The organism is Xanthobacter dioxanivorans, assembly GCF_016807805.1.
Lineage (GTDB): Bacteria > Pseudomonadota > Alphaproteobacteria > Rhizobiales > Xanthobacteraceae > Xanthobacter > Xanthobacter dioxanivorans.
Map to the genome: position 1 here is coordinate 371,043 of NZ_CP063362.1, position 25,266 is coordinate 396,308.

The following is a 25,266-nucleotide window of genomic DNA, read 5'->3' on the forward strand; positions in this document are numbered from 1 at the left end:
CTGACTTGAAATTAGGAGAGTCCCATGTCGCGCCTGCCCCTTCGCTCGTTGAATGATGCCCCCACTGAGGCGAAGGACCTGCTGGCGGCGGCAGAGGCGCGCAACGGCTTCCTGCCGAATCTCTTGCGCGTCCTCGCCAATGCGCCCACCGCGCTCGAGACCTATCTGACCGTTTCCGGCATCAACGCCCGCGGCTCCCTCTCCCTGGCGGAGCGCGAGGCGGTGCAGATCACCGCGGCGGCGGAGCATGGCTGCGGCTTCTGCGTCGCCGGCCATACGGCCATCGTCACCAAGGCTGGGCTGGACCCGGCGATCATCGCCGCGCTGCGCGAGCGGGGGCATGTCCCGGATGCGCGGCTGGAGGCGGTGGCCCGCTTCACCAAGGCCGTCATCGCCAGCCGTGGCCGGGTGGAGGACGCCGACCTCGCCGATTTTCGCGCCGCCGGCTTCGACGACAAGGCGGCGCTGGAGGTGGTGCTGGGGGTGAGCCTCGCCACCCTCTGCAACTTCGCCAACAATCTGAGCGCCCCGCCCCTCAATCCGCAGCTCGAGCCGTTCCGCTGGGACGCGCCCCGCGAGAGCGCCGCATGATGGCGGACGCGCTCGATTCCTCGCTCGCCACCTGGCTGGAGGACAATGCCCCTCGGCTCGATGCCGATGTGAGCGCCGCCGCCGATGTCCTGCCGCGCCTCGCCGCTGCCAACGTCTTCGCCATCGGCGTGCCTGAGGCGGCCGGCGGCGTGGGCGGGCGCCCCATCGACGTGGTGGAAGCGATCGCCGACGTCTCCGCGCATTCGCTGGCCGCCGGCTTCGTCTTCTGGGGCCATCGGACCTATGTGGAATATCTGCTCCAGAGCCCCAACACGACCCTGGCCGGGCGACTCTTGCCGGATCTGCTGCACGGACGCGTCGCCGGCGCGACCGGGCTGTCCAATGCCATGAAGTTCCTCGCCGGCCTGGAAGACCTTCAGGTCACGGCGCGCCGCGAAGGCGAGGGCTTCCGGCTCGACGGCAGGCTGCCGTGGGTGACGAACCTCGCGCCCGATGCCTTCCATCTCGCCGCCGCGGTCGCCCATGCGGACCGTCCCGGCGCGTTCGTCGCGTCCCTCGCGGCGGAGGATGCGGGCATCGAACGCTCGGCCGATCTCGACCTCATCGGCCTGCGCGCCACCAACACGGCGGCGGTGGCGCTCACGGGCGTTCGCATCGATCCGGATCGCGTGATCGCGGCGGATGCCCACGCCTGGCTGCCCAAGGTGCGCCCGGCCTTCCTTTCCTTCCAGTGCGGCATGTCCATCGGCCTCGCGCGCCGGTCCATCGCAGCGGCGCGGGAAGCTGCGGGCGCAGGCCGCCACATCCTCGCCGAACCGCTCGCCACGCTCGCCGCCGCACTGCGCGCTCAGGAGCGCGCGTTGGCCGAGGGGCTGGAGACGGGGGCCTTCGAGACCCAGCCGGCGGCCCTGTTCCGCATCCGCATCGCCCTCGCCGAGATCGTGGCGGAAGCCATCGGCCTCGAATTGCAGGCGACGGGCGGGCGGGCCTATCTCACCGCCGCCGGTGCCGCTTTCGCCCGCCGCTGGCGGGAGGCGGCCTTCGTGCCCGTCATCACGCCGAGCCTCGTGCAGCTGAAGACGGCGCTCGCGGCGCAGCGCCAGAGCGCGGCATGAGCGTTCCCGTCCTGTCGGCTGAGGGCATCGCGCTCAGCTATCCCGGAGCGCCCGCGCCCGTGCTGGAAGGGTTCGACCTCGCCATCCAGCCGGGGGAGGTGGTGGCCATCCTCGGACCCAGTGGGGCCGGCAAATCGAGCCTACTGCGCGTCCTCGGCGGGCTCCAGCGGCCCAGCGTCGGCACCGTCCGCATGGGCGGCACCGTGTTGGAGGATGTGCATCCGCGCCTTGCCGTCGCCTTTCAGGATCCCTGCCTGCTGCCATGGCTGACGCTGGAGGCCAACGTCGCCTTCGGGCTGGATTTCAAGCGCCAGCCCCCCGTATCTCCGGCGGAGCGCCGCTTGCGCGTCGATGCCGCCATTGCCGAAGTGGGGCTCGGCCACGCCCGCCACCTGCCGCCCTCCGCCTTATCCGGCGGCATGGCGCAACGCACCGCGCTCGCCCGCTGCCTCGCCCGCAAGCCCGAAGTGCTGCTTCTGGACGAGCCCTTCGGCGCCCTCGACGAGGTGACCCGGGCCGAGATGCAGGACCTGCTGCTGAAGGTGGTCGCCGATTTCGGCACGGCCGCCCTGCTCGTCACCCACGACATCGACGAGGCGTTGCTGGTCGCCGACCGGGTGGTGCTCATCGGCGGCGCGCCGGCCCGGCAGGTCGCGAGCTGGACTCTGGACCTGCCCCGCCCGCGCCGGGACGAGGTCGCGACCCTCGGCGCCCTGCGCATCGACATTCTGAAGGCGCTGCGTGGCGCCGTCCGCCACCACTGACGCCCGCCGACGAGGAGACCCACCATGTGCATCGCCTGCCTTCCCCGCGGCGGCTTTTCCCGCCGCGAGATGCTGAAGCTGTCCGCCCTCTTCACCGCTACCGGCGCCCTGCCTTTGCTGCGCGCCGCCGAGGCCCGCGCGCAGGAGCCGGACGCCCCGGTGCGCATCGGCTACCTGCCCATCACCGATGCCACGCCGCTGCTGGTCGCCCATGCCAACGGCCTGTTCGAGGCCGAGGGCCTGAAGGCAGAGAAGCCCGTCTTGCTGCGCAGCTGGGCGCAGGTGATCGAGGCCTTCATCTCCGGTCAGGTGAACGTCATCCACCTGCTGTCGCCCATGACCGTCTGGGCGCGCTTCGGCTCCGGCGCCCCGGCGCGGGTCGTGGCCTGGAACCATGTGAGCGGCTCGGCCCTCACCGTCAGCCCCGACATTTCGAGCGTGGCCGATCTGGGCGGAAAGACCGTGGCGGTGCCGTTCTGGTACTCCATCCACAATGTGGTGGTGCAGAACCTGCTGCGCGAAAACGGCCTCACCCCCGTGACCAAGAAGACCGGCACGCCCGCCGCCAATGAGGTCAACCTCGTGGTGATGGCCCCGGCCGACATGCCGCCCGCCCTCGCCACCCGTCAGGTGGCCGGCTACATCGTCGCCGAGCCGTTCAACGCGGTGGCGGAAGCGCAGGGCATCGGCAAAATTCTCCGCTTCACCGGCGACGTGTGGAAGGATCACGCCTGCTGCGTGGTGTTCATGCATGAGCGAGATCTCGACGGGCGGCCGGAGTGGTCGCAGAAGGTGGTGAATGCCATCGTGAAGGCGCAGCTGTGGACCCGCGCCAACCGCGCCGAGACCGCGCGCCTCCTCTCCAAGGAAGGGCCGAACCGCTACACGCCCCATGCCCAGGCGGTGCTCGACAAGGTGCTCTCCCCGCCCGAGGCCGACACCGAGGCCTATCTGAAGTCCGGCGCCATCCGCCATGCCGATTGGAAGGAGAAGCGCATCGACTTCCAGCCCTATCCGTTCCCGAGCTACACCGAGGAACTGGTCCGGCGCCTCAAGGGCACGCTGATCGAGGGCGACGGTGCCTTCCTCGCCAAGCTCGACCCCGCGACGGCAGCGAAGCAGCTGGTGGACGACCGCTTCGTCAAGGCGGCGCTGGCAGCCAACGGCGGCCTGCCGGCGTTCGGCTTCCCCGACACCTTCACCCGCACCGAGGTGATCGCGCCTTGAATGCGGAACCGCAGCAGGGATCTTTCGCCGCCGGCACAAATCCGAAGAGCGAAGCGCGCCCGAAAGGCACCGCGCGGGGCGGCGGACTTTCGCGGCCGCTGCTCGGCATTGCCGGCCTGCTCGTCCTCCTGGCCCTATGGTGGCTCGGCACGGATGTGCTGGCCGCCCCCGGCAGCTTCGCTCGGCGCTTCTCGCCGGCGAGCGCCTTCGCCAGCCTCGGCGGCCTGCTGCTGCACTCGGACCTGCCGATCCATGTCTATGTGAGCCTCCAACGCATCTTCATCGGCCTCGGCTTCGCACTGGCCATCGGCGTGCCGATGGGGCTCGCGGTGGGCACGTTCGGCGCGCTGGAAGCGGCGACCACGCCGGCCTTCCAGTTCCTGCGCATGATCTCGCCGCTCTCATGGATGCCGCTGGCGGTGATGGTGTTCGGCGTGGGCGACCGGCCCATCTATTTCCTGCTGGCCTTCGCCGCCGTGTGGCCGATCCTCCTGTCCACCGCTGCCGGCGTGCGCCAGCTGGACCCGCGCTGGCTGCTGCTGGCGCGCAGCCTCGCCGCGACGCGGTGGGAGATGCTCTCGCGGGTGATCCTGCCGGGGGTGACGGGACACATCCTGACCGGCGTGCGCCTCGCCATCGGCATCCTGTGGATCGTGCTGGTGCCGTGCGAGATGCTGGGCGTCTCCGCCGGGCTCGGCTATTTCATCCTCGATACACGCGACCGGCTGGCCTATTCCGAGCTGATGGCCATGGTGCTGCTCATCGGCGTGCTCGGCTTCGCCCTCGATGCCCTCGCCCGGGCGCTCTGCCGCCGCTGGGCCTGAGCCGCTGGACGGCTCGCGCAGGGGAAGGCTCGGTTGAAGGGAAGCCAAACCGAGCCGTCGCCCGCTATTTCGCCGAGAGCACCGCGTGCATGGCGTCCACCGAGCGGTTGGCGGCGGTGGCGGGGGTCCAGCCGATGGCGGCGCGATAGGTGCCGAGGGGGAGCGGCGCGTCCGCCTCGCTTGCGAGGCCGAGGGGCGCCCCGGCGGTGGGCGCCACGTAGAGCGCATCCTCGGGGCAATAGAGTTCGCACATGAAGCAGGTCTGGCAATCCGCCTGCCGGGCGATCACCGGCGGGCCGGACAGGGACGACGCGAACACGTTTGTTGGGCACGCGGCGACGCAGATGTTGCAGCCCGTGCAGCGAGCGGCGCTGATGAGCTCGATCATGCCGCGATCCCTTCGCTCGAGCGCTGCTCCGCGGCATCCGCCGCAAGGGGCGGGGCCGGCCGGTGGGAGACGGACACCTCGGTGAGACCTGCCGCGGTGAGGAGGTGGCGCTGCGCCGGGTCGGCGGCCGCATGGTCGATCCGGCGGTGCATCCCCCGGCTCTCGGTCCGGGCGAGCCCGCTGCGGTACATCCAGCGCGCCACCGCCGTCATGGCCGCCGCCTCGCGGGCGCGCAGCACGTTGGTGCCATCCGCCGGAGCGGAGGCGGTCAGGCGCGCCCACTGGCTGTCGAGACGGTCGAGGGAGCGGGTCAGGCCCTCCTCGGTGCGGAAATAGTTGCGATCGAAGGGGTGGACCTCGCCCACCACGGTGCGCGCCGCCTCGGCGGGATCGAAGGGGCGGGCGCCGGCGTCCCGCAGCCCCGCGGTGCCGGCGCCCCGGCGCACGCGCCCGTTCGGGGCGCGGCGGCCAAACTCCGCGGCGGCGCGCCCGGCCCAGCGCCCGGACGAGACCGCCCAGGCGGCATTGTGGCTGCCGCCGCCGGTGAATCCTCCGCAGATCAATTCGCGCGTCGCCGCGTCCCCCGCCGCATAGAGGCCGGGCACGCGGGTCGCGCAGGTCTCGTCGACGATGCGCAGCCCGCCGGTGCCGCGCACGGTGCCTTCGAGGTGGAGCGTGATGGGGAAGCGGTCCGTGAACGGGTCGATGCCCATGCGGTCGAACGGCAGGAAGAAATTGGGCTGGGCCGCGCGCATGTTGGCCTGCATGGCCGCGTCGGCGCGGTCGAGCCTCGCGAACACCCGGCCCTTCTGGAGATGCCGCGCGATCACCGAGCGCCCTCCGTTGGAGGCGGCGCCGGGAATCACCTCTCCGGCCTCGTCGGTGAAGGTCGCCCACTTGAAGAACAGGGTCTTGGTGACCGAGGCGAAGTCCGCCGCGATGGCATAGGCGTTGGAGAATTCCATGCCGGAAAAGTCCGCACCGGCTTCCGCCGCCATCAGGTGGCCGTCGCCGGTGAGCGCGGCGCAGCCGAGCGCGCGGGAGAGGAAGGCGCAGCCGCCGGTGGCGATCACTACCGCGCCGGCATCCACCTGCCAGCCATCCCCCTGCTGCCGGCGGATGCCGCGTGCGCCGGCCACCGCACCGGCCTCGTCCACCAGCAGTTCCAGCGCCGGGGAGTGATCGAGGATGCGCACGCCCGCGCCCTTCGCCAGCTTGCGCATGAGGCGCATATATTCCGGCCCCTGCAGCGAGACGCGGATGGGATTGCCGGCGCCGTCCACCGGAAAGGGATAGCCGCGCGCGCCGAGTTCATGCAGCGCCGCGTGGGTGGTCTCCAGCACCCGGGCCGACCATGCGCGATCGGCGAGGAAGCCGCCCAGTGCCTCGCGGCTGACGATGGCGGCGGCGCGCAGCTTCGGGTCCGGTTCGACATACCAGATGGAGGTGCCGGACGGCGCGGTGGCGCCGGACGTGCCGCAGAAGCCCTTGTCCGCCAGCACCACCCGCGCGCCCGTCCGCGCCGCCTCAAACGCCGCCCAGGTGCCGGCCGGGCCGCCGCCGAGCACGAGCACGTCGCAGGTGAGGTGGAGCCCGGACGGGGCGAAAGATGAAAAGCCCATGATGCCTCCCGAAGCCCTCGCGAACGCCGGCCGCCGCGCTATCGCGCGAAGCCGAAGCGCAGACGGCGCCAAATAACGTCGATATAATGTTCATTTAGTTTATAGACTTACTTGAAAATATCAAGATTAATGTCCCTCGGCCGCCGGGAAACGCGCGGCCGCTTCGTCCGCCGCAGCCTGTCAGGAGGCCCCATGAGCGCTTCGATCAGCACCCTTCCCAACACGCCGGAGCCCGCGATTCCCGAGAGCGATATCCTCCCGCTCTCCGGGCGCATCGGCGTCGAGATCCGCAATGTGCGCCTCGCCGGCGACCTGCCGCAGCCGCTGTTCGACGAGATCCACCGCCTGCTGCTGAAGCACAAGGCGCTGTTCTTCCGCGACCAGCACCATCTCGACGACGCGGCGCAGGAGGCCTTCGGCGCGCGCTTCGGCGGGCTTGTGCCGCATCCGACCATCGGGGCGCTCGCCGGCACCTCCTCGGTGCTGGAGCTGGACACCCGCCGCACCGGCGAGCGCGACAGCGGCCAGGGCGCCGGCCGGGCCGACCAGTGGCACACCGACGTGACCTTCGTGGACGCCTATCCGAAGATTTCCGTGCTGCGCGGCGTGGTGATTCCGGCGGCGGGCGGCGACACCGTGTGGTCCAACACCGCCGCCGTCTACGATCGCCTGCCCGAACCGCTGCGCCAGCTGGCGGACAGCCTGTGGGCGACCCATTCCAACGCATACGACTATGCCGCCGTGCGCCCCCACGCGACCGACGACGACCGCCGCCAGTTCGACCGCAATTTCACGAAGACCGTCTTCGAGACCGACCATCCGGTGGTGCGGGTGCATCCCGAGACGGGCGAGCGCTCGCTGGTGCTCGGCAATTTCGTGCAGCGCTTCGTCGGCCTCAACAAGGGCGACAGCCAGAAGCTCTACGACCTGTTCCAGAGCCACATCACCGCGCCGGAGAACACCGTGCGCTGGCGCTGGCGGGCCGGCGACGTCGCGGTCTGGGACAACCGCTCCACCCAGCACTACGCGGTCAACGACTATGGCGACGCCCACCGCGTCGTGCGCCGCGTGACCGTGGACGGCGAGGTGCCGGTGAGCGTGGACGGCCGCACCAGCGTCACTCGCAACCGCTTCGACAAGCCGGCCGACCGCGCCGCCTGATCCCGCGTAGGCCGGCGGGCGGCAGGCCCGGCCGCCGGCATGTCTTCTGGCCCCTTTCAGGAGTTCGAGACCGATGTCTGCCCTGCTGCGCCCGGTTCTGCGCCCCTTCGCCCACGCCGCCTCGGCGCTCCTCTGCCTCGCGCTCCTCGCCGTCCCCGCGGCGGCCGAGACGGTGATCCGCTTCGGCCATCCCGGCGTCGGCGCGGAACAGCGGGCCTATTCCTATGGGGATGCGACCACCTATGCCCGCGCCCGCCAACTGATCGAGAAGGAATTCGCCGACGACAAGGACGTGAAGATCGAATGGACCTTCTTCCGCGGGGCGGGCCCCGCGCTGAATGAATCCGTGGCCTCCGGCCAGCTCGATTTCTTCCTGCTGGGCGATCTGCCGGCCATTGTCGGCCGGGCGCGGGGGCTGAAGCACAAGTTCATCTTCGCCACCGGGCGCAACAACCCCATCTTCCTTGCCGTGCCCACCGACAGCACCATCACCAAGGTGGAGGACGTGAAGGGCAAGAAGGTCGCCCTGTTCAAGGGCACGAACCTGCAGAACGCCACCGACCGCATCCTCGCCTTGCACGGGCTTTCGGAAAAGGACGTGCGCTTCATCAATCTCGATGCCAACGCCGCCGTCGCCGCCCTCACCTCCGGCAATGTGGATGCCGTGTTCGGCGGGCAGGAATATCTGCCGCTGGCGGCCAAGGGCGTGGTGAAGATCGTCTACACCACCAAGGGCGACGACCCGACGCTGGGGCGCAATTCCTCCTACTTCGTCACCGAGGCCTTCGCGGCCGCCCACCCGGACCTCACCCAGCGCGTGGTGACGGCCTTCATCAAGGCCGCCCATTTCATCTCGCAGGACCAGAACCGAGACGAGGCGTTCGAGGCCTGGGCGCTCTCGGGCCTGCCCAAGGAAACCTTCGTCACCAACTTCGACGGGGTGCGGCTCTCCCTCATCGTCAATCCGCTGATCGACGACTATGTGGTCGCCCGCTACAAGGAACAAGCCCAGGCCGCCAAGGAGTACGGCCTGCTGAAGGGCGATCCCGACATAGACCACTGGTTCGACCGCACCTATCTCAACGCGGCGCTGAAGACGCTGAAGCTGGAGGACTTCTGGTCCACCCGCGACGGGCGCGGAAACATCGAGACGCGCGGCAGCATCGACCAGAAGGCGTCGAACTAGGGGGCGTCGAACTAAGGGGCGGCATGAGGCGCCCCTGCCTTCCCATCAGCGCCGTCATGCCCCGGCTCGTCCGGGGCATCCACCGGGACCCGCATCGGGTGTTTCAGGCCGAATACGGCGCCCGGCCGCACCGTGGATCCCCCGCACGAGGCGGAGGATGACCAGCGGCGAGCGGGGCGACATGAGCGCGGGTGGGCGTTTGGCACGCAGCAGAGACGGAAGGTGACACAGCATGAGCCTTGCAGAAACGCTCGACAAACCGGCCTTCGACCAATCCACCCGCGCCGGCACTGCGACGGCTTCCGCAGCCCGACGACGTGCCGGGAGGCGGGGGCCCGCCGGCCCGACACCCCTCGGCACCGTGCTGCTCGGCCTGTCCTTTCCCTTCGCTTTGCTGGTGGCCTGGTGGTGGGCGGCGCGCCTCGGCATCGTGCCGGAGCAGATCCTTCCCGCCCCGGCGACCATCTATGAGACCGTCTCCAGCCTCATCGCCGACGGCTCGCTCGCCACCCATCTGGAAATCTCGACCCACCGTGTGCTTGTCGGCTTCGGGCTCGGTGCCCTGTTCGGCCTCGTCTTCGGCGCGGCGGCGGGGCTTTCGCCGACCGTACGCGCCTTCCTCTATCCGCCGGTGCAGGCAGTGGCGCGGGTGAACGTGCTGGCCTGGATGCCCCTCCTCACCTTGTTCATGGGCATCGACGAACCGCTGAAATACGTGGTCATCGGCTGGTCGGCGGCGATCCCCATCATCCTCGGCACGGCGCGCGGCATCGAGAACGTCTCCCCCGCCTTCCGGGAGCTCGGGCGCGTGCTGCATTTCAACACGCGCGACACCCTGCGCCTCGTGGTGCTGCCGGGCGCGGTGCCCTCCATCTTCGCCGGCCTGCGCGAGGGGCTCGCCAATGCGTGGCAGACGCTGGTGCTGGCCGAGCTGTTCGCCTCGTTCGAGGGGCTGGGCTATCTGATGACCTGGGGCCGGCAGCTGTTCCAGCTCGATCTCGTCATCATCGCCATGATCGTGGTGGCCCTGGCCGGCCTCGCCATGGACCTCGGTTTGCGCTGGTTGGAGCGCCGGGCGCAGCCGTGGAAGCGGGGGACGCGCGATGTCCATTGAGGCCACCGCCGCCACCACTCTTCCCGCCCAAGCCCGCGCCGGCACCGCCCTGCGGACCGTCACGCGCCGGATCGACTGGCGCCCATGGACGGCGTTCGCGGCCCTGCTCGCTTTGTGGTTCGCCGCCCATCACTTCGGCTGGGTGCCGGCCAAATACCTGCCCTCCCCGCTCGCTGTGGTGCAGCGCCTCATCCGCGAGGTCACGGCGGGCACGCTGCTGCACGACCTTCATGAGACGCTGCGGCGCAATCTCTCCGGCCTCGTCATCGGCGTCGCGGCGGGCCTTGCGCTGGGGGCGCTGCTGGGCGCCTCCTCCCTCGTCGGGCGCATCGTCGGCCCCACGGTGCTGGCGCAGCGGCAGACGGCGCTGTTCGCCTGGGTGCCGCTGCTCGCCATGTGGTTCGGCGGTGGGGACACGGGCAAGATCACCTTCATCGCGGTGGCCGCCTTCCAGCCGGTGGTCATCGGCACATGGCGCGGCATCAGCCTCGTGCCCGCCACCTATCGCGAGCTTTCCGACGTGCTGCTGCTGAACCGCTGGAACTACATGCGGCTCGTCGCGCTGCCGCATGCCTTGCCCATGATCTTCACCGGCCTCCACGGCGCGCTCATCTACGCCTGGCTCGCCACCGTGGGCTCTGAGCTGTTCCTCAACATCTCCCCCGGCCTCGGCGGGCGGCTCAATGAGGGCAGCCAGCTGTTCGAGATCGACCTGCTGTTCCTCGTCATCCTCCTCTTCGGCCTCATCGGCCTCGGCTTCAACACGCTGGCCGAGCGCGCCGAAGGCCTCCTGATCCGCTGGAACAGTCGATGAATGCCCCTTTCCATTCTCCGTCCCCGCAGCCCCCCGCCACCGCCGTTCCGGCCCTCGATATCCGCCATGTTAGCAAGGCCTTCGTGGTCGACGGCAAGGCCGTCGAAGTGCTCGCCGATATCTCGCTTTCGGTGGAGGCGGGCAGCTTCGTGAGCATCGTCGGCGCCTCCGGCTGCGGGAAGTCCACCTTGCTGCGGCTCATCCTCGGCCTCGATCTCGACTATGCCGGGGAGATCAGCCTCGATGGCCGACCGGTGGAAGGGCCGGGGCCGGAGCGCTCCATCGTGTTCCAGGAGCACCGCCTGCTGCCGTGGCTGACGGTGGAGGGTAATGTAGGCGCCGCCCTGCTGCATTCGGGGCTCGATGCGGCGGCGCGGCGGCGGTCGGTGGCGGAGCATCTGGAGCTGGTGGGGCTGGAGGCCTTCGCCAAGGCCTATCCGGCCCAGCTCTCCGGCGGCATGGCCCAGCGCGTCGCCATCGCGCGGGCGCTGGCAAACCGCCCCCGCTTCCTCCTGCTGGACGAGCCCCTGGGCGCCCTCGACGCCCTCACCCGCCTGCGCCTGCAGGGCGAGCTGAAGCGCATCGTCGCCCATGAGGGCGCCACCGCCGTGCTCGTCACCCACGACGTGGACGAGGCGGTTTTCCTCGGCCACCGCATCGTCGTCCTTCACCCCCGCCCCGGCCGCATCGCCGCCGTGCTGGAGGTGCCGGAAGAAGCGCGTGCCGACCGCTCCAGCCCCGCTTTCGTCGCCCTGCGCGATCGGGTGCTGGAGCTGCTCGGCGTCTCCCTGGGCGAGGGGCGGGCGCGGTGACGATCAGAGCGCGTTGAGGAAGGCGACCAGCGCCGCCTTCTCCGCCTCGGTCAGGCCCAGGGGGCGGATGTGGGGGGAGAGGCGGACGGCGTCCCGGTAGAGGGGACGGGCCGCCTCCTCCGCGTTCCGCGCCCATACCTCGCCCCCTCCGCGATCGTAGAAATTGACCACGCCGGCGAGGGTCGGAAACAATCCGTTGTGCATATAGGGCTGACTGGCACCGATATGCCGTAGAAACGGGGTCCTGAACCTACCGACATCGTCCCGACTGTCAGTCACCTCGAACCGCCCGAGATCCTGCGCCGGCTCGCCGAAGAAGGAGAGCCGCAGATTGTGGAACAGGCCATCGGAAAGCGTTGGCCCGAAATGACAATTCATGCATCTCGCCTTGGTGCGGAAGAGGTGCAGGCCGACCAGTTCGGTGTCGTTCAGGGCGGCTTGATCGCCCTCGATGAAGCGGTCGAGCCGGGTGGGAGTATCGATAGTATTCAGGTAGGCAACGAGGGCTTCCGCCAGGGTCCGCGCGGTCAGCCCCTCCGCTCCAAAGACGGCCCGGAAATCCCCCTCCAGCTCGGTCCGAGCGATGCGGGCGAGGGCCGAATTCAGGTCGCGTCCCATCTCCGTGGGGTCGCTCAAAGGCGCGAGGACGCGGGCGGAAAGATCCCTACCCCGGCCGTCCCAATTGAACCGCGTTCGGGTCGCAACCAATTGCAATGATGGCGGATTTCTCCGCCCCTTCGCGCCGCCGATCCCCCGCCCTACCCGCTCCGGCACGCTGTATTCATGCCCCGGATCATGGCAGGACGCGCAGGCGACTTGCCCGTCCTCGGACAGCCGTGGATCGGCGAATAGCTTCGCCCCCAGCACGGCTTTGGGTCCGGAAGGCGCTGGCGGGGGCGGCACCCCTATCTCGACGAAGGCCACATCGGCATCAATGTCCGGCCGCGGCCATGAGGCTGGCGGTCCGGCATAGGCCGCCCGCAGCGCCCCGCCCCGCTCTTCCACCTTAGAAAACCCTGCACTGGCAAGGGTTAGCGCCACCAGCAATACGGGTCGGAGGGCGCGAGCGAACCTCAATGGCAGTCCGCCGCCACCTGGTCGCGATAGACTTCGAACGAGACGGTAGACGCCCATTTCTCCCGTCGTTGCCGCCACCGCTCCGGGCTCGTCTCATCCTTGAGCGCGCCGGTAACCGCTTGAGCCAGATCAGCATTTCCGGGTGAGACGGCGACCACCAGGGACGTAGGCTCCAGCGCGGGCAGGGTGGCGGAGAACTTCTGCCACGAGAGCTTGGTGAACAAGGGGTCGAGCAGCACGCGATCGTGGATGGCAGCATCGCATTCGCCGGTCCGCACCTGCATCAGCGCAACAGCCGGAGCACGCTCGACTTTCACTGTTGCGCCAAGGCGTTGGGCGAGGTCGCGACCGTGGCGGTTGGCCTCCGAGGCGCAGACCACACGGCCCTTCAGATCGGCCCAGGACGCGAGCGGACGGTCCGACCGCATGGCGATGCTCAGGCCGGATTCAAAACCCGTCTCGACAATCCGGGCACCCCGTCTCAGCCCATCTCCAGCCCCGGCGCGGGCCACCACGAGATCGACCTCCCCGGCGGCAAGCGCCTGCGCAGCGTCATCCGGCGCCACGAGGATGAATTCCGGACGGACACCCATTCCCCGCGCGATCTCGGCCGCGAGGTCCAGATCGAATCCTTCCTCGGCGTATAGCCGCATGTCCGGCGTCTCCGGAGGCGGCAGCCAGCCGATGCCGATGCGCAGCGTCCCGCCTACCTGGGTGTTCGCGTGGGCATCCGCGCCCCGCGGCGCGAGAAGGAGCAAGGTGGCGGCGAGCGCGCCGGCCATCGCCGCCACGAATATCGCCGCGAGGAATAGAGGAGGCCGGTGGAGCCGGGCCATTGGCTTGGCAATCCCTTGAAATGATTGGATCGAGGGCGAGCGGAGTGCGGGCGGCGCCCGCTGTGGGCAAAACATCGCTTGATATTTTCTATAAAATCACTCGATTATATCAAAATTGCAAGCGGTGCCCGTGATCGGCGCCCTGCCCCGCTCACCATCCTTCGGGAGAGATTCATGCCCCGCCTATCCCTGCCGACATCCCGGACCGGCCGCGCCCTCGCCTTCTCCGCGCTTGCCGCATCCGCCCTTCTGGCGACGTCGCTCTCCGGCGGCAGCCCGGCCGCCCGCGCCGACGAGCCGCTGACCGCCATCAACCTGCAGCTGACGCCCTGGACGGTGATCGCGCAGGAGAAGGGCATCTTCAAAGACGAGTTCGACCGGATCGGCGTCAAGAAGGTGAACCTCATCGCCTCCGGCGGCGCCGACCTCGTGGGCGCCGAATCCGCGGCGGTGAACAACGGCGCCATCGCCATCGCCCAGCGCATGATCTATCCGGCCACCGTGCACCGCGCGAATGGCCTCGACGGCGTGGTCATCTGGGCGTCCGAGCCCTCCAACCGCTATCGCGCGCCCATTCTGGCCCGCGCCGACAACGACAAGATCAATTCGGTGGCCGATCTCGACGGCAAGAAGTTCGGATCGAGCCGCATCTCCTGCTATTGGTCTTCGCCGTTCGAGATGACGACCAAGGCTGGCCTGCCGTTCGATTCCCGAGATAAGCAGGGCCGGATCCGCTACACGTCCATCGACAATTCGGCGGTTGCCATCACGTCCGTCCTCACCGGCGCCACCGACGCGACCACGGCGCACCTCGCCGCCGGGGCGTTCGCCGGGGCCTGGCTCTCCGGCAAGCTGAAGGTGATCGGCCGTTCGCCCGACGACGGCGTCTATGTGAACAATGCCGGCCGCGTCACCTACTTCGCCCGCCGCGATTTCGTGAACAAGTATCCGCAGGTGGTCAAAGCCTTCCTCGCCGCGCGCGAACGCACCCGCGAGTGGACCTATGACCATGTGGACGAGGCGGCCCAGATCGTCGCCGACAAGACCCGCGTGCCCGTTGAAGTGGCGAAGTTCCAGATCAGCCATGCGGGCGAATGGGAGTTCATGGCCGGCGAGCCCAATGCCGACCGCGCCCGCAACGCCATCAAGACGTTCCAGGCTTGGTACGTGGCCAATGGCGACGACATTCTCGCCGAACGCAGCCTCACCGAGGCACAGATCGACGCCTTCATCGACGGGCGCTTCTTCGCCGGCGGCGAATACTCGATCTACAACTGATCGGATCCGGCCTGAACTCAACCGCCGGGACCCAATCCCGGCGGCGACGTCCTTAATTCCTCTCGTTTCCAGCCGGATGCCTCAGCATGTCCCACACATCCGACACCATCGAGGCCGCGGCGGTCGAAGCGGCCACCGTGGACCTGCCGGCGCACGCCGAAGCTCCCGGTCGGCGCGGGCTTCAGTTGCCCAACCTCACCGGCTTCATTCTGCCTTTCATCATCCTGGTCCTGTGGCAGACCGCGGCGACCTACAAATGGATCGATCCGGTCTTTCTGCCCGCCCCCCTCACGGTGGTGACGGCATTCTGGAAGATGCTGACCAAGCAGAAGCTGGCTTTCGACTTCCTCGCCTCCATCAACATCGTCGGGCAGGCCTTCATCTATGGATCGGCCGCCGCGCTCCTGCTCGGCATCGCCGCCGGGCTGTCGCGCAAGGTCGAGGAATTCTTCGGCCCCACCTTCGATACGATCCGCCATATCCCGGGCATCGCCTGGCTGCCGCTCATCGTGCTCTGGCTCGGCATCGGCGCGCCGGCGAAGATCCTGGTCATCGCCAAGTCCGTCTTCTTCCCAGTGTTCCTCAATACGTTGCAGGGTATCCGCAACGTGGAGAAGAACTATATCGAGCTCGCCAAGGTGCTCACGCTCACCCGCTGGCAGCTCATCCGCAAGGTGATCCTGCCTGCCGCCATGCCATCCATCATGGTGTCGCTGCGCTATGCGGCGGGCCTCGCCTGGGCGCTCGTTGTGGTGGCGGAGGGGCTTTCCGGCCTTGAGGGCCTCGGCTTCCTCATCTTCCGCGCCCAGGGCCTGCTGCTCACCGACCAATTGCTCGTCTGCATGGTCATCATCGGCCTCGTGGGCTTCGCCATCGACCGCTCCATGTTCCTCGCGCAGAAGCGCGTGCTGAAGTGGAAGCAGGGCTACGACGGCTGAGCCGGACGAAGGGAAAAGCCATGGCCACGCCCGGACACCTCACCATCCGCAACGTTTCCAAGACCTATTCGCTCCCCGGCCGCCCGCTGGTGAACGTGCTGTCGCGCGTGAACCTGGACGTGGAGCCCGGCGCCTTCGTCACCATTGTCGGCCCTTCGGGCTGCGGCAAGTCCACCCTGCTGCGGCTCATCATCGGCCTCGATGATGACTACAAAGGCGAGATCGAGCTGAACGACAAGCGCATCGTCGGCACCGCGCTCAGCCGTGGCATCGTCTTCCAGGACCATCGTCTGCTGCCGTGGCTGACGCTGGAGCAGAACATCGGCCTGAGCCTGGAAAACTCCGGCTGGACGCGGGCGGAGAAGGACCTCGCCGTGCGCGAGCACATCGCGCTGGTGGGTCTGTCCGGCTTCGAAAAGGCCTATCCGCACGAGCTTTCGGGTGGCATGGCGCAGCGCGCCGCCATCGCCCGCGGCCTTGCCAGCCGGCCGGAAATCCTGCTGCTGGACGAGCCGCTGGGGGCCCTCGACGCCCTCACCCGCATCCACCTTCAGGACGAGATCCAACGCATCTGGGAGGTCGAGGGCGTCACCATGATCCTCGTCACCCACGATGTGGAGGAGGCCGTCTTCCTCAGCAACAAGGTCGTGGTGATGGCCGCCAAGCCCGGACGCATCGTCGAGACGCTGGATATCGACCTTCCCTTCCCGCGCGATCGCGCGGACCCGGCCTTCGTGGCCCTCAAGCGGCGTATCCTCACAGCCATGGGAGAGGATGGCGGCAAGACCGCCACCCGCGCCGCATGAAGACCGGAATACGTTTCGCCGCAGCCCTGCTAGCGCTGACGATCCTGGCCGCTGCGAGCCCGGCGCGGGCCATGGACACTGCGCCGTCCACCGACCTGCCGGACCTCTCGGAGAGCCGCGCCGCGCTCTATGCCGGTGACTACGAGCGGGCGCTGGCTTTGCTGGAACCGCTCACTGCCACGGTGCGCCACGCCGACCTCTACAACCTGCTCGGCTTCGCCAACCGCAATCTCAAGCGCTACGACGCGGCGGCACGCTGGTACAAGGAAGCCCTGTTCTACGATCCGGTGCACCGTCCGGCGATCGAGTATCAGGGGGAGCTGTTCATCGCCATCGGCGACTTCAAGGGCGCCGAAAAGAACCTCGAACTCCTGCGCCTCCTGTGCTTCCCATCGGGCTGCGAGGAGCATGAAAAACTGCGCAAGGCGCTCGTTGCAGCCGGACGCAATTCCTGAGGGACGGCGATCAGGCCCCCGGGAAAAAGCGATCGGGCGGGCTCGGCAGGCCGAGGTGCTCGCGCAGCGTGGTGCTCTCATACTGCCAACCGCTTCAGCTGGCTGGCCGATGGAGCGCGACTCCGCTCCGCCGTGTCACGATTCTGCCTGCGGCACTCCCTGATCAGTCTCCCGAAATTCCTGCGACTGGCGCGCCCCACGCCGAGGAGGACGCGCAGATGCCGCCTTGCCGTCGAGGATGTCGGTCATCTCGACCGCGACCCGGTCGGCCGCGAGCCGCAGCGCCTCATCGATATGGATATAGCGCTGCGTAACGCCGCGCGCCGCGTGGCCGAGGAGCGCTGCGATGGTCAGTTCGGAAAAGCCGAGGTCGCCGGCGACGCTGGCGAAAGTGTGGCGCAGGGTATGCGGGGTGACGTCCTCCAGCCGCGCCAGCGCGCACACGCGATCGAGCACGCGCACGATCCCGACGAAATGCCCTTCACCCCAGTCGGCCGGGAAGAAGAAGCGCGATCCGGCCTGTGGTTGAGCCAGCAGCAAGTCGACGGCGGCGCGGCCGATGACCCGCGTCTGCGCGCCGCTCTTCGTGTCGGGAAATCGGATCGAGCCTTCCTCGTCATGGAGCCAGGCACGCTCCAAAGCGAGCCCCTCCATGCGGCGCAGGCCCGTCATCAGAAAGAAGCGGATCGCCGCGAGGCCGGTCGGGTGCTCCCCCTCCTGCTCCGCGGCCCGGATCGCTTGGCCGAGCTTTTCGATCTCAGCGCGACTCAGCCGGCGGTCGCGCGGCGTGCTGGCGAGGCGACGCACGCCCCGCGCCGGGTTGCTCTCGATCTTTCCCAGCCGGACACCGTGTTCGAAGATGGCGTGCAGAGTCGACATGGTCCGCGCAGCGACGCCCTCGCCGCCCGTCGCGGCACCGCCGCGACTGCCGGCGCGAGGCTTGGAAGTCTTGCCCGCCGCGATGTCGGCCTGTGCCCCCTCGATATCGCCGAGCTTGAGCGCGCTGACCGCGCGCTTCCCGAGGAGCGGCCGGATATGTACGTCGATGCGGCTGCGATCCATGGCAAGCGTTGACGCTTTGATGGGCCTCCGTCTCTTACCGAGGATCCGGCCGGCCTCCGCCTCGGCCAGATACCAGTCGCACACCTCAGCAACGGTGATGGCGCCACTGGCCGCCGCTTGCTTTTCCTCGAGAGGGTCGACGCCCCTGGCGATCCGGCCGAGGATGGCCTTCGCCTCGCGCCGCGCCTCCTCCAAGGTCATGACGCCGTAGCGGCCGATCATGATGCGACGGCTGCGGCCTTGGGCGTTGCGATATTGGATGACGAAGGTCTTCAAGCCCGAGGCGACGACCTTGACGCCGAAGCCCCGGAGCTCCTGATCCCACTCGATCAAATACGAACCTTTGACCCCAACCTTCGAAGATTTCAGAGCATCGACCGTCTGCTTCGTGAGCTTTGCCATGATATATCAGCATGTTAGCGGAATTCTGCTTACTTTATCACGGGCGGCCCGCCGGAGTAAGCAGAAAGTCAGCTTTTCAGGGCGCGTTCAGGCGCGCCATCGGGGAGGTTCGGCGACGGAAATGAGGAAAAATATAATGTGATTATAGTCATTTATACGACTCCAGCGCAATTCCTCGCAGCGTGGCGCAAGCGCCTAGGGCACCTTGCCAAGGTTGGGGTCGAGGGTTCGAATCCCTTCGCCCGCTCCAGTTTCTCTCAAGACAATCAGAATGTTAGACGATGGCGCCAAGAGCGCCATCTCGTCGTCGTGGCGAACGCGCACCACATGCGCACCACCACCGTGAAGCTTGCTGCAACAAAACCGTTGGCCCACGGGATTGGGAGCGAAGCTCAAGTCGCGGTCATCTCGGAAAGCAATTCCCTCTCGGAGGGGCTGGCCCATACTCCGAGTCGGGAAGTGCTTAGACCCCTATCAGTCGCACTAGGAATCCGGGGGTCGGGAGCTCGAATCGTCCCCGGCGCGACAGATGCCGCCAGCGACCGCATGCGCCCTTCCGGCTCCATCGGCTCTTCCTCCGCGTTGCATCACAAGCGAAAGACCCATGGAGCGCCGTCGTCAGGTGGGCCTCGCCGTCTCCCCCATCGCGCAGGCGATCACCTCGGCCATGCGGCGCTCCAGTTCTCCGCCCTCCGGCTCCTGCAGTGGCGTCACCTGCAGCACGGTGCGCATGATGCCGATGCCGACCAGGAAGGCGGCGATCATCGACGCCTCCCGCATGCCCGGCCGGCCGAGCCTTTCGCTCAGGGGCGCGATGAAGTCCTCCACGATGAACGCGCGCAGGACCGAAGCTGCCTTCGGGCTGGACAATGAGCGGATGACGATGTCGAGCAACGTGACCTCGTCGGGGGACCGGGGGCCGTCCTCGGAGAAGATCAGCCCGGCGAGGACGGGGGCCGGATCGCTGGCGACATCCGCCAGAAGCCGGTCGGCCCGCGTTGTCGCCCGGAGGGCTTCCGTGAACAGTCGTTCCTTCGAGCCGAAGCAGCGGTGGACATAGGCGACGTCGACCCCGACGTCCTCCGCGATGTCGCGCAATCCGGTCTCTTCGTAGGCATGCCGGGAAAACCGCAGGATCGCGGCAGCCAGAATGCGATCCCGCGTGGCCACTGCCGGCCGGATCGCCGTTTCGATGAGCATCGCCCCCTCATGGAAAATGGTTGCTGAGTGTTGGTCGTATGCCTAGGATCGGCGCCGGTCAACAGCGGTTGATAAAGCTCAAGGCCACATCGGCGATATCGGCCCATCATGTTTTCACAGTAGGCGCGCCCTGAGAGAGGGGAGGAGAGCTGCAATGACCAGAGAGAGCGTCACGAACGGAATGCAATCGTGGCTGAATCAATTCACGAATGCAGTGCCGGGCCGATTCGACTGGACCAAGTCGGTGTCCGACGGGCCGTTCAAGCTTTACGCCGAGTTGTACAGGCAGATGCTCGCCGGCACGGCGCGTCAGCTTCAGATTCAGGCGGAGTACGTCCAGAGACTGGCGGATAGCAGCGACCCGGCGGAGGCGTTCGCCGCCCAGAGCGAGCTGGTGCAGAAATCCGTCGCCTGCTTCATCGAGAACGGACAGCAAATCGCCGGCGCTGCGGGCAAGGGCGTTTCTGTCACCTCTTAGCTCCCCCTCGACATCCCTGGCGTCCGCCCGGCTTTCGTGTTCGCGGGCGGGCGCGATATCCGGCTTTCCGTCCTGGTCACGGAACGGGAAGTCGAGTTCAGCAGAAGCTGTTGGAACACAAATGATTCACAGGACCGGATTTCAAAGAGAGCCTCCCACCCATGACCTCGACCCGGAAACTTCTGATTTTCGCCGTCCTCGCCGTAATCGTGGCCGGCGCAGGGTATTGGGGGTGGCAGAAGTTTTTCAACAAAAGCCTGCCTGACGGCATCGCCAGCGGAAACGGTCGCATCGAGGCGACCGAGATCGATTTGTCCACCAAGATCCCGGGCCGCATCAGGGACATCCTGGTGGACGAAGGCGACTTCGTGGAGGCGGGCCAAGTGCTCGCGCGGATGGATACGGAACAGCTCGAAGCCCAGCGCCGTCAGGCGCAAGCCCAGCTCCAGCGGGCCCTGATCGGCATCGACACCGCCAGGAGCCTCGTGACCCAGCGCGAGGCCGAGCGCCGCGCCGCGATCGCCACCATCGCCCAGCGCAATGCCGAGCTCGACGCGGCGGACCGCAAGCTCGCGCGATCAAGCCAGCTCGTGAAGACCAATGCCGTGTCCCAGCAGGTGTTTGACGACGATCGGGCGAGCGCCGAGGGCGCCAAGGCCGCCGTGGCGGCAGCGGAAGCCCAGCTCGCCGCCAGCGAGGCCGGGATCAGCACCGCGAAAGCGCTCATTGTCGATGCGGAAGCGGCGGTGGACGCGGCGCGCGCGGCCATCGACAGCATCACCGCCGACATCAATGACGGCGTGCTGAAATCCCCCCGCGCCGGCCGCGTCCAGTATCGCGTCGCCCAGCCGGGCGAGGTCCTGTCCGCCGGCGGGCGGGTGCTCAACCTCGTGGATCTCGGCGATGTGCACATGACCTTCTTCCTGCCCACCGTCCAGGCCGGGCGGGTCGCGCTCGGCGCCGAGGTCCGGCTGGTGCTCGATGCGGCGCCGCAATACGTCATTCCGGCCAAGGCCACCTTCGTGGCGGACGTCGCCCAGTTCACGCCCAAGACGGTGGAGACGGAGGAGGAGCGCCTCAAGCTCATGTTCCGGATCAAGGCGCAGATCCCGCCGCAGCTGCTGAAGAAATACATTCAGCAGGTGAAAACCGGCCTGCCCGGCATGGCCTATGTGCGGCTCGATCCAAACGTGGAGTGGCCAGCCCGTCTCCAGCAGGGCCTCGTGCAATGAGCCCCTCGCAGGACCCCGGCCCGCCTCCGCCGCCCGCGCCCGTCCGGTCCGTGGTGTCGGTGCAGGCGGTCTCCCTCTCCTTTGGCAAGACCCGGGCGCTGGACGCGGTGAGCCTCCATATTCCCGCCGGCCGCATGGTCGGGCTTATCGGGCCGGACGGGGTCGGCAAGTCGAGCCTGCTGTCGCTGATTGCCGGAGCGCGGGTCATCCAGCACGGACAGGTGGAGGTGCTGGGCGGGGACATGGCCGACTCCCGCCACCGTCGCACCACCTGCCCGCAGATCGCCTATATGCCCCAGGGCCTGGGCAAGAACCTGTACCCCACTTTGTCGGTGTTCGAGAACGTGGACTTCTTCGGCCGCCTGTTCGGACAGGGCCGGGCCGAGCGGGAGCGCCGGATCGGCGAGTTGCTTGAGAGCACCGGCCTTGCCCCCTTCTCCGACCGCCCGGCGGGCAAGCTCTCCGGAGGCATGAAGCAGAAGCTCGGCCTATGCTGCGCGCTGATCCACGATCCCGACCTGCTCATCCTCGACGAGCCCACCACCGGCGTCGATCCCCTGTCGCGGCGCCAGTTCTGGGAGCTGATCGATTCCATCCGCGCCGGCCGGCCGGGCATGAGCGTGATCGTCGCCACCGCCTACATGGAGGAAGCCGCCCGCTTCGACTGGCTGGTGGCCATGGACGCCGGCAAGGTGCTCGCCACCGGCACGCCCGCGGATCTCCTGGCGAAGACCGGGGCCGCCAACCTCGACGCCGCCTTCATCGCCCTGTTGCCGGAAGAGGCGCGCGCGGGGCACCGGGAGGTGGTCATTCCGCCCCGCCCGGAGGGCGCGGACGGGGAGATCGCCATCGAGGCCGAGCATCTCACCATGCGCTTCGGCGACTTCACCGCGGTGGACGACGTGAGCTTTCGCATCGGCCGCGGCGAGATCTTCGGCTTCCTCGGCTCCAACGGCTGCGGCAAGACCACCACCATGAAGATGCTCACCGGCCTGCTCGCCGCCAGCGAGGGCACGGCCCGCCTGTTCGGGCAGGAGGTGGACCCGGACGATTTGGCGGTGCGCCGGCGGGTCGGCTACATGAGCCAGGCCTTCTCGCTCTACACGGAGCTGACGGTCGAGCAGAATCTCGACCTGCACGCCCGCCTGTTCGGCCTCGCCCCCGATGCCATTCCCGGTCGGATCGCCGAGATGGTGAAGCGGTTCGATCTCGCCGACGTCACCGACGCGCTGCCGGACGCCCTGCCGCTCGGCATCCGCCAGCGGCTGTCGCTGGCGGTGGCCATGATCCACGCGCCCGACATGCTGATCCTCGACGAGCCCACCTCGGGCGTCGACCCGGTCGCCCGCGACGGCTTCTGGCAGATCCTCTCGGATCTCTCCCGCAAGGACAACGTGACCATCTTCGTCTCTACCCACTTCATGAACGAGGCGGAGTTGTGCGACCGCATCTCGCTCATGCACGCGGGCAAGGTGCTGGTCAGCGACCGTCCGGCAGCGATCATCGAGACGCGCGGCGCCAAGGACCTGGAAGAAGCCTTCATCGCCTATCTGGAAGACGCCATCGGCACCAAGGCGGCTCCCGCCGCGCCGCCGCCGGAACATAAGCCCGTGTCGGCGACGAGCGATCGCGCGGAGGAATGGGCCGGCAGGATGGCCACCGGCGGGGGGGCCACGTTCAACCTGCGCCGCATGTACGCCTATACGAGGCGCGAGGCGCTGGAGCTGAGGCGGGACCCGATCCGCGCCGCCCTCGCCATACTGGGCAGCGTGCTTCTCATGTTCGTGGTGGGCTACGGCATCAACATGGATGTGGAGAACCTTTCCTTTGCGGTGCTGGACCGCGACGACACCCCGGTGAGCCGCGACTACGTGCTGCAGATCGCCGGCTCCCGCTATTTCACGCAGAAGGCGCCCATTACCGACTACGCCGACCTCGACCGGCGCATGCGCAGCGGCGAGCTCAGCCTCGCCATCGAGATCCCGCCCGGCTTTGCGCGGGACGCCGCCCACGGGCGCAAGGTGCAGGTCGCCGCCTGGATCGACGGCGCCATGCCCACCCGCGGGGAGACCGTGCAGGGCTACGTGCAGGGCATCCACGCGGCCTGGCTCACCCAGAAGGCGCGCGAGCTCTATGGCAAGGCCGCCACCGTCGGCGATTTCCAGCTGCAGATCCGGTACCGATACAATCCGGGGGTCGAGAGCCTGGTCGCCATGGCGCCGGCGGTGATCCCGCTGCTCCTGATGATGATCCCGGCGATGCTGGCGGTGCTCAGCGTGGTGCGCGAGAAGGAATTGGGATCGATCATCAACTTCTACGTCACACCGGTGACCCGGGTGGAATTCCTCGTTGGCAAGCAGCTGCCTTACGTGGCCCTCGCCATGCTGAACTTCCTGATGCTGACGGCCGTCGCCGTCTTCATCTTCCGCGTGCCCTTTACCGGCAGCTTTCTCACTTTCACCTTCGGTGCGCTGCTCTACGTCATCATCGCCACCGGGATGGGGCTCGTCATCTCCACCTTCATGAGCAGCCAGATCGCCGCCATCTTCGGCACCGCGCTCATCACGCTCATACCCGCGGTGCAATATTCCGGGATGATCGATCCGGTCTCCTCGCTCGAGGGGGCGGGAGCGTTCATCGGGCGCATCTACCCCACCACCTATTTCGTCGTCATCTCCCGCGGCACCTTCTCGAAAGCCCTGGACTTCGCCGATCTGTGGAGCGCGTTCGTGCCGCTCCTGGTCACCGCGCCCGTGCTGCTGTGCCTCGGGGCCATCCTCCTCAAGAAGCAGGCGACGTGAGCATGCGTGGCGCCAACGTCCTCCAGCTCGGCATCAAGGAACTGCGTGGTCTCGCCCGGGACCCGATGCTCCTGTTCCTGATCGTCTATGCCTTCACGCTCTCGATCTATACGGCGTCCCGGGCGATGCCGGAGACGCTGAACCGGGCCGCCATCGGCATCGTGGACGAGGACCAGTCTCCGGTGTCGGTGCGCATTTCCACCGCGTTCTACCCGCCCTATTTCACCCCGCCGCAGCTCATCACGCCGCAGGAGATGGACACCCGCATGGATGCGGGCCTCGACACCTTCGCCCTCGACATCCCGCCCGACTTCCAGCGCGATCTCCTGGCCGGCCGCTCGCCCACCATCCAGCTCAACATCGACGCCACCCGCATGTCCCAGGCCTTCACCGGTGGCGGATACGTCCAATCCATCGTCACCAGCGAGGTGAGCGAATTCCTCACCCGCCATCGCGGCGCCGCCGCCGTGCCGGTCGACCTCGTTCTGCGCGCCCGCTTCAACGCCGAGCTGAACAAGAGCTGGTTCGGCGCCATCACCAACGTCATCTCCTCCATCACCATGCTGTCCATCATACTCACCGGCGCCGCCCTCATCCGCGAGCGCGAGCATGGCACCATCGAGCACCTCCTGGTGATGCCGGTGACGCCGACCGAAATCATGGTGAGCAAGATCTGGTCCATGGGGCTGGTGGTGCTGGTGGCGACCTCCTTTTCCTTGACGGTGGTGGTCCAGGGGCTTCTCTCCGTGCCCGTCCAGGGCTCCCTCGCCTTGTTCCTGGCGGGCACGGCGCTGCAGCTCTTCGCCACCACCTCGCTGGGCATCTTCCTGGCGACGGTCGCCGGCACCATGCCGCAGTTCGGCCTGCTGCTGATGATGGTGCTGCTGCCCCTGCAGGTGCTCTCCGGCGGCGTTACCCCGCGCGAGAGCATGCCCGAGATCATCCAGGTCGTCATGGCGGCGGCGCCCAACACCCACTTCGTCATGCTGGCCCAGGCCATCCTGTTCCGTGGCGCCGGGCTCGACGTGGTCTGGCCCCAATTGCTGGCCCTCGCCGGCATCGGCACGGTCCTGTTCCTCTTCTCCCTCCAGCGCTTCCGGGCCTTCCTGCGGTGAGTGGCGG

At 68.1% G+C, this 25,266-nt stretch carries 24 protein-coding genes; 18 read left to right on the top strand and 6 right to left on the bottom strand.

Going from position 1 to position 25,266, the window contains the following annotated elements:
- Positions 1–24 precede the first annotated feature (24 nt).
- The 5 genes from EZH22_RS01785 to EZH22_RS01805 are packed head-to-tail and all read left to right on the top strand — an operon-like array spanning position 25 to position 4,482.
- Entirely contained in the window at positions 25–591 is a 567-nt protein-coding gene (locus tag EZH22_RS01785; protein ID WP_203194110.1) for a carboxymuconolactone decarboxylase family protein, read from the top strand.
- A complete protein-coding gene (locus EZH22_RS01790; protein ID WP_203194111.1) occupies positions 588–1,667 on the top strand; it encodes an acyl-CoA dehydrogenase family protein in 1,080 nt (359 codons plus the stop codon). The genes EZH22_RS01785 and EZH22_RS01790 overlap by 4 nt, the downstream gene beginning before the upstream one ends.
- The gene (locus tag EZH22_RS01795) at positions 1,664–2,431 is read left to right on the top strand and encodes an ABC transporter ATP-binding protein (RefSeq protein ID WP_203194112.1); all 768 of its coding nucleotides are present in this window, start codon (positions 1,664–1,666) and stop codon (positions 2,429–2,431) included. Before EZH22_RS01790 ends, EZH22_RS01795 begins: the two co-directional genes overlap by 4 nt.
- A 24-nt stretch (positions 2,432–2,455) precedes the next feature.
- Complete coding sequence (locus EZH22_RS01800) at positions 2,456–3,658, top strand: ABC transporter substrate-binding protein (RefSeq protein ID WP_203194113.1); 1,203 nt, start codon at positions 2,456–2,458, stop codon at positions 3,656–3,658.
- Complete coding sequence (locus EZH22_RS01805) at positions 3,655–4,482, top strand: ABC transporter permease (protein WP_203194114.1); 828 nt, start codon at positions 3,655–3,657, stop codon at positions 4,480–4,482. The genes EZH22_RS01800 and EZH22_RS01805 overlap by 4 nt, the downstream gene beginning before the upstream one ends.
- Positions 4,483–4,546: 64 nt before the next feature.
- On the opposite strand, the gene EZH22_RS01810 is transcribed toward EZH22_RS01805, so the two are convergent.
- Entirely contained in the window at positions 4,547–4,870 is a 324-nt protein-coding gene (locus EZH22_RS01810) for a 4Fe-4S dicluster domain-containing protein (RefSeq protein ID WP_203194115.1), read from the bottom strand.
- A complete protein-coding gene (locus EZH22_RS01815; protein WP_203194116.1) occupies positions 4,867–6,492 on the bottom strand; it encodes an FAD-binding protein in 1,626 nt (541 codons plus the stop codon). The genes EZH22_RS01810 and EZH22_RS01815 overlap by 4 nt, the downstream gene beginning before the upstream one ends.
- Positions 6,493–6,684: 192 nt before the next feature.
- Between EZH22_RS01815 and EZH22_RS01820 the strand changes: the two genes are divergently transcribed.
- From EZH22_RS01820 to EZH22_RS01840, 5 genes are all read left to right on the top strand, one after another.
- On the top strand, positions 6,685–7,653 hold the full coding sequence (locus EZH22_RS01820; protein ID WP_169124060.1) for a TauD/TfdA dioxygenase family protein: 969 nt from the start codon (positions 6,685–6,687) through the stop codon (positions 7,651–7,653).
- Between the two features lie 73 nt (positions 7,654–7,726).
- Positions 7,727–8,839 (top strand): ABC transporter substrate-binding protein, encoded by a 1,113-nt coding sequence (locus tag EZH22_RS01825; RefSeq protein ID WP_203194117.1) that lies wholly within the window; start codon positions 7,727–7,729, stop codon positions 8,837–8,839.
- 232 nt (positions 8,840–9,071) lie between these two features.
- Positions 9,072–9,953 carry an ABC transporter permease gene (locus tag EZH22_RS01830; RefSeq protein ID WP_203194118.1) on the top strand — a complete coding sequence of 294 codons (882 nt, stop codon included), beginning with the start codon at positions 9,072–9,074 and terminating at the stop codon, positions 9,951–9,953.
- Entirely contained in the window at positions 9,943–10,767 is an 825-nt protein-coding gene (locus EZH22_RS01835; RefSeq protein WP_203194119.1) for an ABC transporter permease, read from the top strand. Before EZH22_RS01830 ends, EZH22_RS01835 begins: the two co-directional genes overlap by 11 nt.
- Positions 10,764–11,579 carry an ABC transporter ATP-binding protein gene (locus EZH22_RS01840; RefSeq protein ID WP_203194120.1) on the top strand — a complete coding sequence of 272 codons (816 nt, stop codon included), beginning with the start codon at positions 10,764–10,766 and terminating at the stop codon, positions 11,577–11,579. The genes EZH22_RS01835 and EZH22_RS01840 overlap by 4 nt, the downstream gene beginning before the upstream one ends.
- 3 nt (positions 11,580–11,582) lie before the next feature.
- Here EZH22_RS01840 and EZH22_RS01845 read toward each other — a convergent pair whose 3' ends face one another.
- Together EZH22_RS01845 and EZH22_RS01850 are read right to left on the bottom strand one after the other, a co-directional pair.
- Positions 11,583–12,713 (bottom strand): cytochrome-c peroxidase, encoded by a 1,131-nt coding sequence (locus EZH22_RS01845; protein WP_203194121.1) that lies wholly within the window; start codon positions 12,711–12,713, stop codon positions 11,583–11,585.
- Positions 12,653–13,492, bottom strand: coding sequence for a transporter substrate-binding domain-containing protein (locus EZH22_RS01850; protein WP_203194122.1), 840 nt, complete (start codon positions 13,490–13,492; stop codon positions 12,653–12,655). Before EZH22_RS01850 ends, EZH22_RS01845 begins: the two co-directional genes overlap by 61 nt.
- 174 nt (positions 13,493–13,666) lie before the next feature.
- Between EZH22_RS01850 and EZH22_RS01855 the strand changes: the two genes are divergently transcribed.
- The 4 genes from EZH22_RS01855 to EZH22_RS01870 all read left to right on the top strand — a co-directional run bounded on the left by EZH22_RS01855 (position 13,667) and on the right by EZH22_RS01870 (position 16,969).
- Positions 13,667–14,770, top strand: a complete 1,104-nt coding sequence (locus EZH22_RS01855; protein ID WP_203194123.1) for an ABC transporter substrate-binding protein — start codon at positions 13,667–13,669, stop codon at positions 14,768–14,770.
- 86 nt (positions 14,771–14,856) lie between these two features.
- On the top strand, positions 14,857–15,708 hold the full coding sequence (locus EZH22_RS01860) for an ABC transporter permease (protein WP_203194124.1): 852 nt from the start codon (positions 14,857–14,859) through the stop codon (positions 15,706–15,708).
- 20 nt (positions 15,709–15,728) lie between these two features.
- On the top strand, positions 15,729–16,514 hold the full coding sequence (locus EZH22_RS01865) for an ABC transporter ATP-binding protein (protein WP_203194125.1): 786 nt from the start codon (positions 15,729–15,731) through the stop codon (positions 16,512–16,514).
- A gap of 71 nt (positions 16,515–16,585) precedes the next feature.
- The gene (locus EZH22_RS01870; RefSeq protein ID WP_231711258.1) at positions 16,586–16,969 is read left to right on the top strand and encodes a tetratricopeptide repeat protein; all 384 of its coding nucleotides are present in this window, start codon (positions 16,586–16,588) and stop codon (positions 16,967–16,969) included.
- Between the two features lie 135 nt (positions 16,970–17,104).
- Here the strand turns inward: EZH22_RS01870 and EZH22_RS01875 are convergent, their stop codons facing one another.
- Both EZH22_RS01875 and EZH22_RS01880 read right to left on the bottom strand, forming a co-directional pair.
- Complete coding sequence (locus EZH22_RS01875; protein WP_203194127.1) at positions 17,105–18,433, bottom strand: tyrosine-type recombinase/integrase; 1,329 nt, start codon at positions 18,431–18,433, stop codon at positions 17,105–17,107.
- A gap of 618 nt (positions 18,434–19,051) precedes the next feature.
- Positions 19,052–19,633, bottom strand: a complete 582-nt coding sequence (locus EZH22_RS01880) for a TetR/AcrR family transcriptional regulator (protein WP_203194128.1) — start codon at positions 19,631–19,633, stop codon at positions 19,052–19,054.
- Positions 19,634–19,787: 154 nt separating this feature from the next.
- Between EZH22_RS01880 and EZH22_RS01885 the strand changes: the two genes are divergently transcribed.
- The 4 genes from EZH22_RS01885 (at position 19,788) to EZH22_RS01900 (ending at position 25,259) form a co-directional block, all read left to right on the top strand.
- Positions 19,788–20,111, top strand: a complete 324-nt coding sequence (locus tag EZH22_RS01885) for a phasin family protein (protein WP_203194129.1) — start codon at positions 19,788–19,790, stop codon at positions 20,109–20,111.
- A 161-nt stretch (positions 20,112–20,272) separates the two neighbouring features.
- Positions 20,273–21,343: an HlyD family secretion protein gene (locus EZH22_RS01890; RefSeq protein WP_203194130.1), complete on the top strand. Its 1,071-nt coding sequence runs from the start codon at positions 20,273–20,275 to the stop codon at positions 21,341–21,343.
- Positions 21,340–24,144 (top strand): ribosome-associated ATPase/putative transporter RbbA, encoded by a 2,805-nt coding sequence (gene rbbA / locus EZH22_RS01895; protein WP_231711259.1) that lies wholly within the window; start codon positions 21,340–21,342, stop codon positions 24,142–24,144. The genes EZH22_RS01890 and rbbA overlap by 4 nt, the downstream gene beginning before the upstream one ends.
- Before the next feature lie 2 nt (positions 24,145–24,146).
- The gene (locus EZH22_RS01900) at positions 24,147–25,259 is read left to right on the top strand and encodes an ABC transporter permease (RefSeq protein WP_203196332.1); all 1,113 of its coding nucleotides are present in this window, start codon (positions 24,147–24,149) and stop codon (positions 25,257–25,259) included.
- Positions 25,260–25,266: the final 7 nt, after the last annotated feature.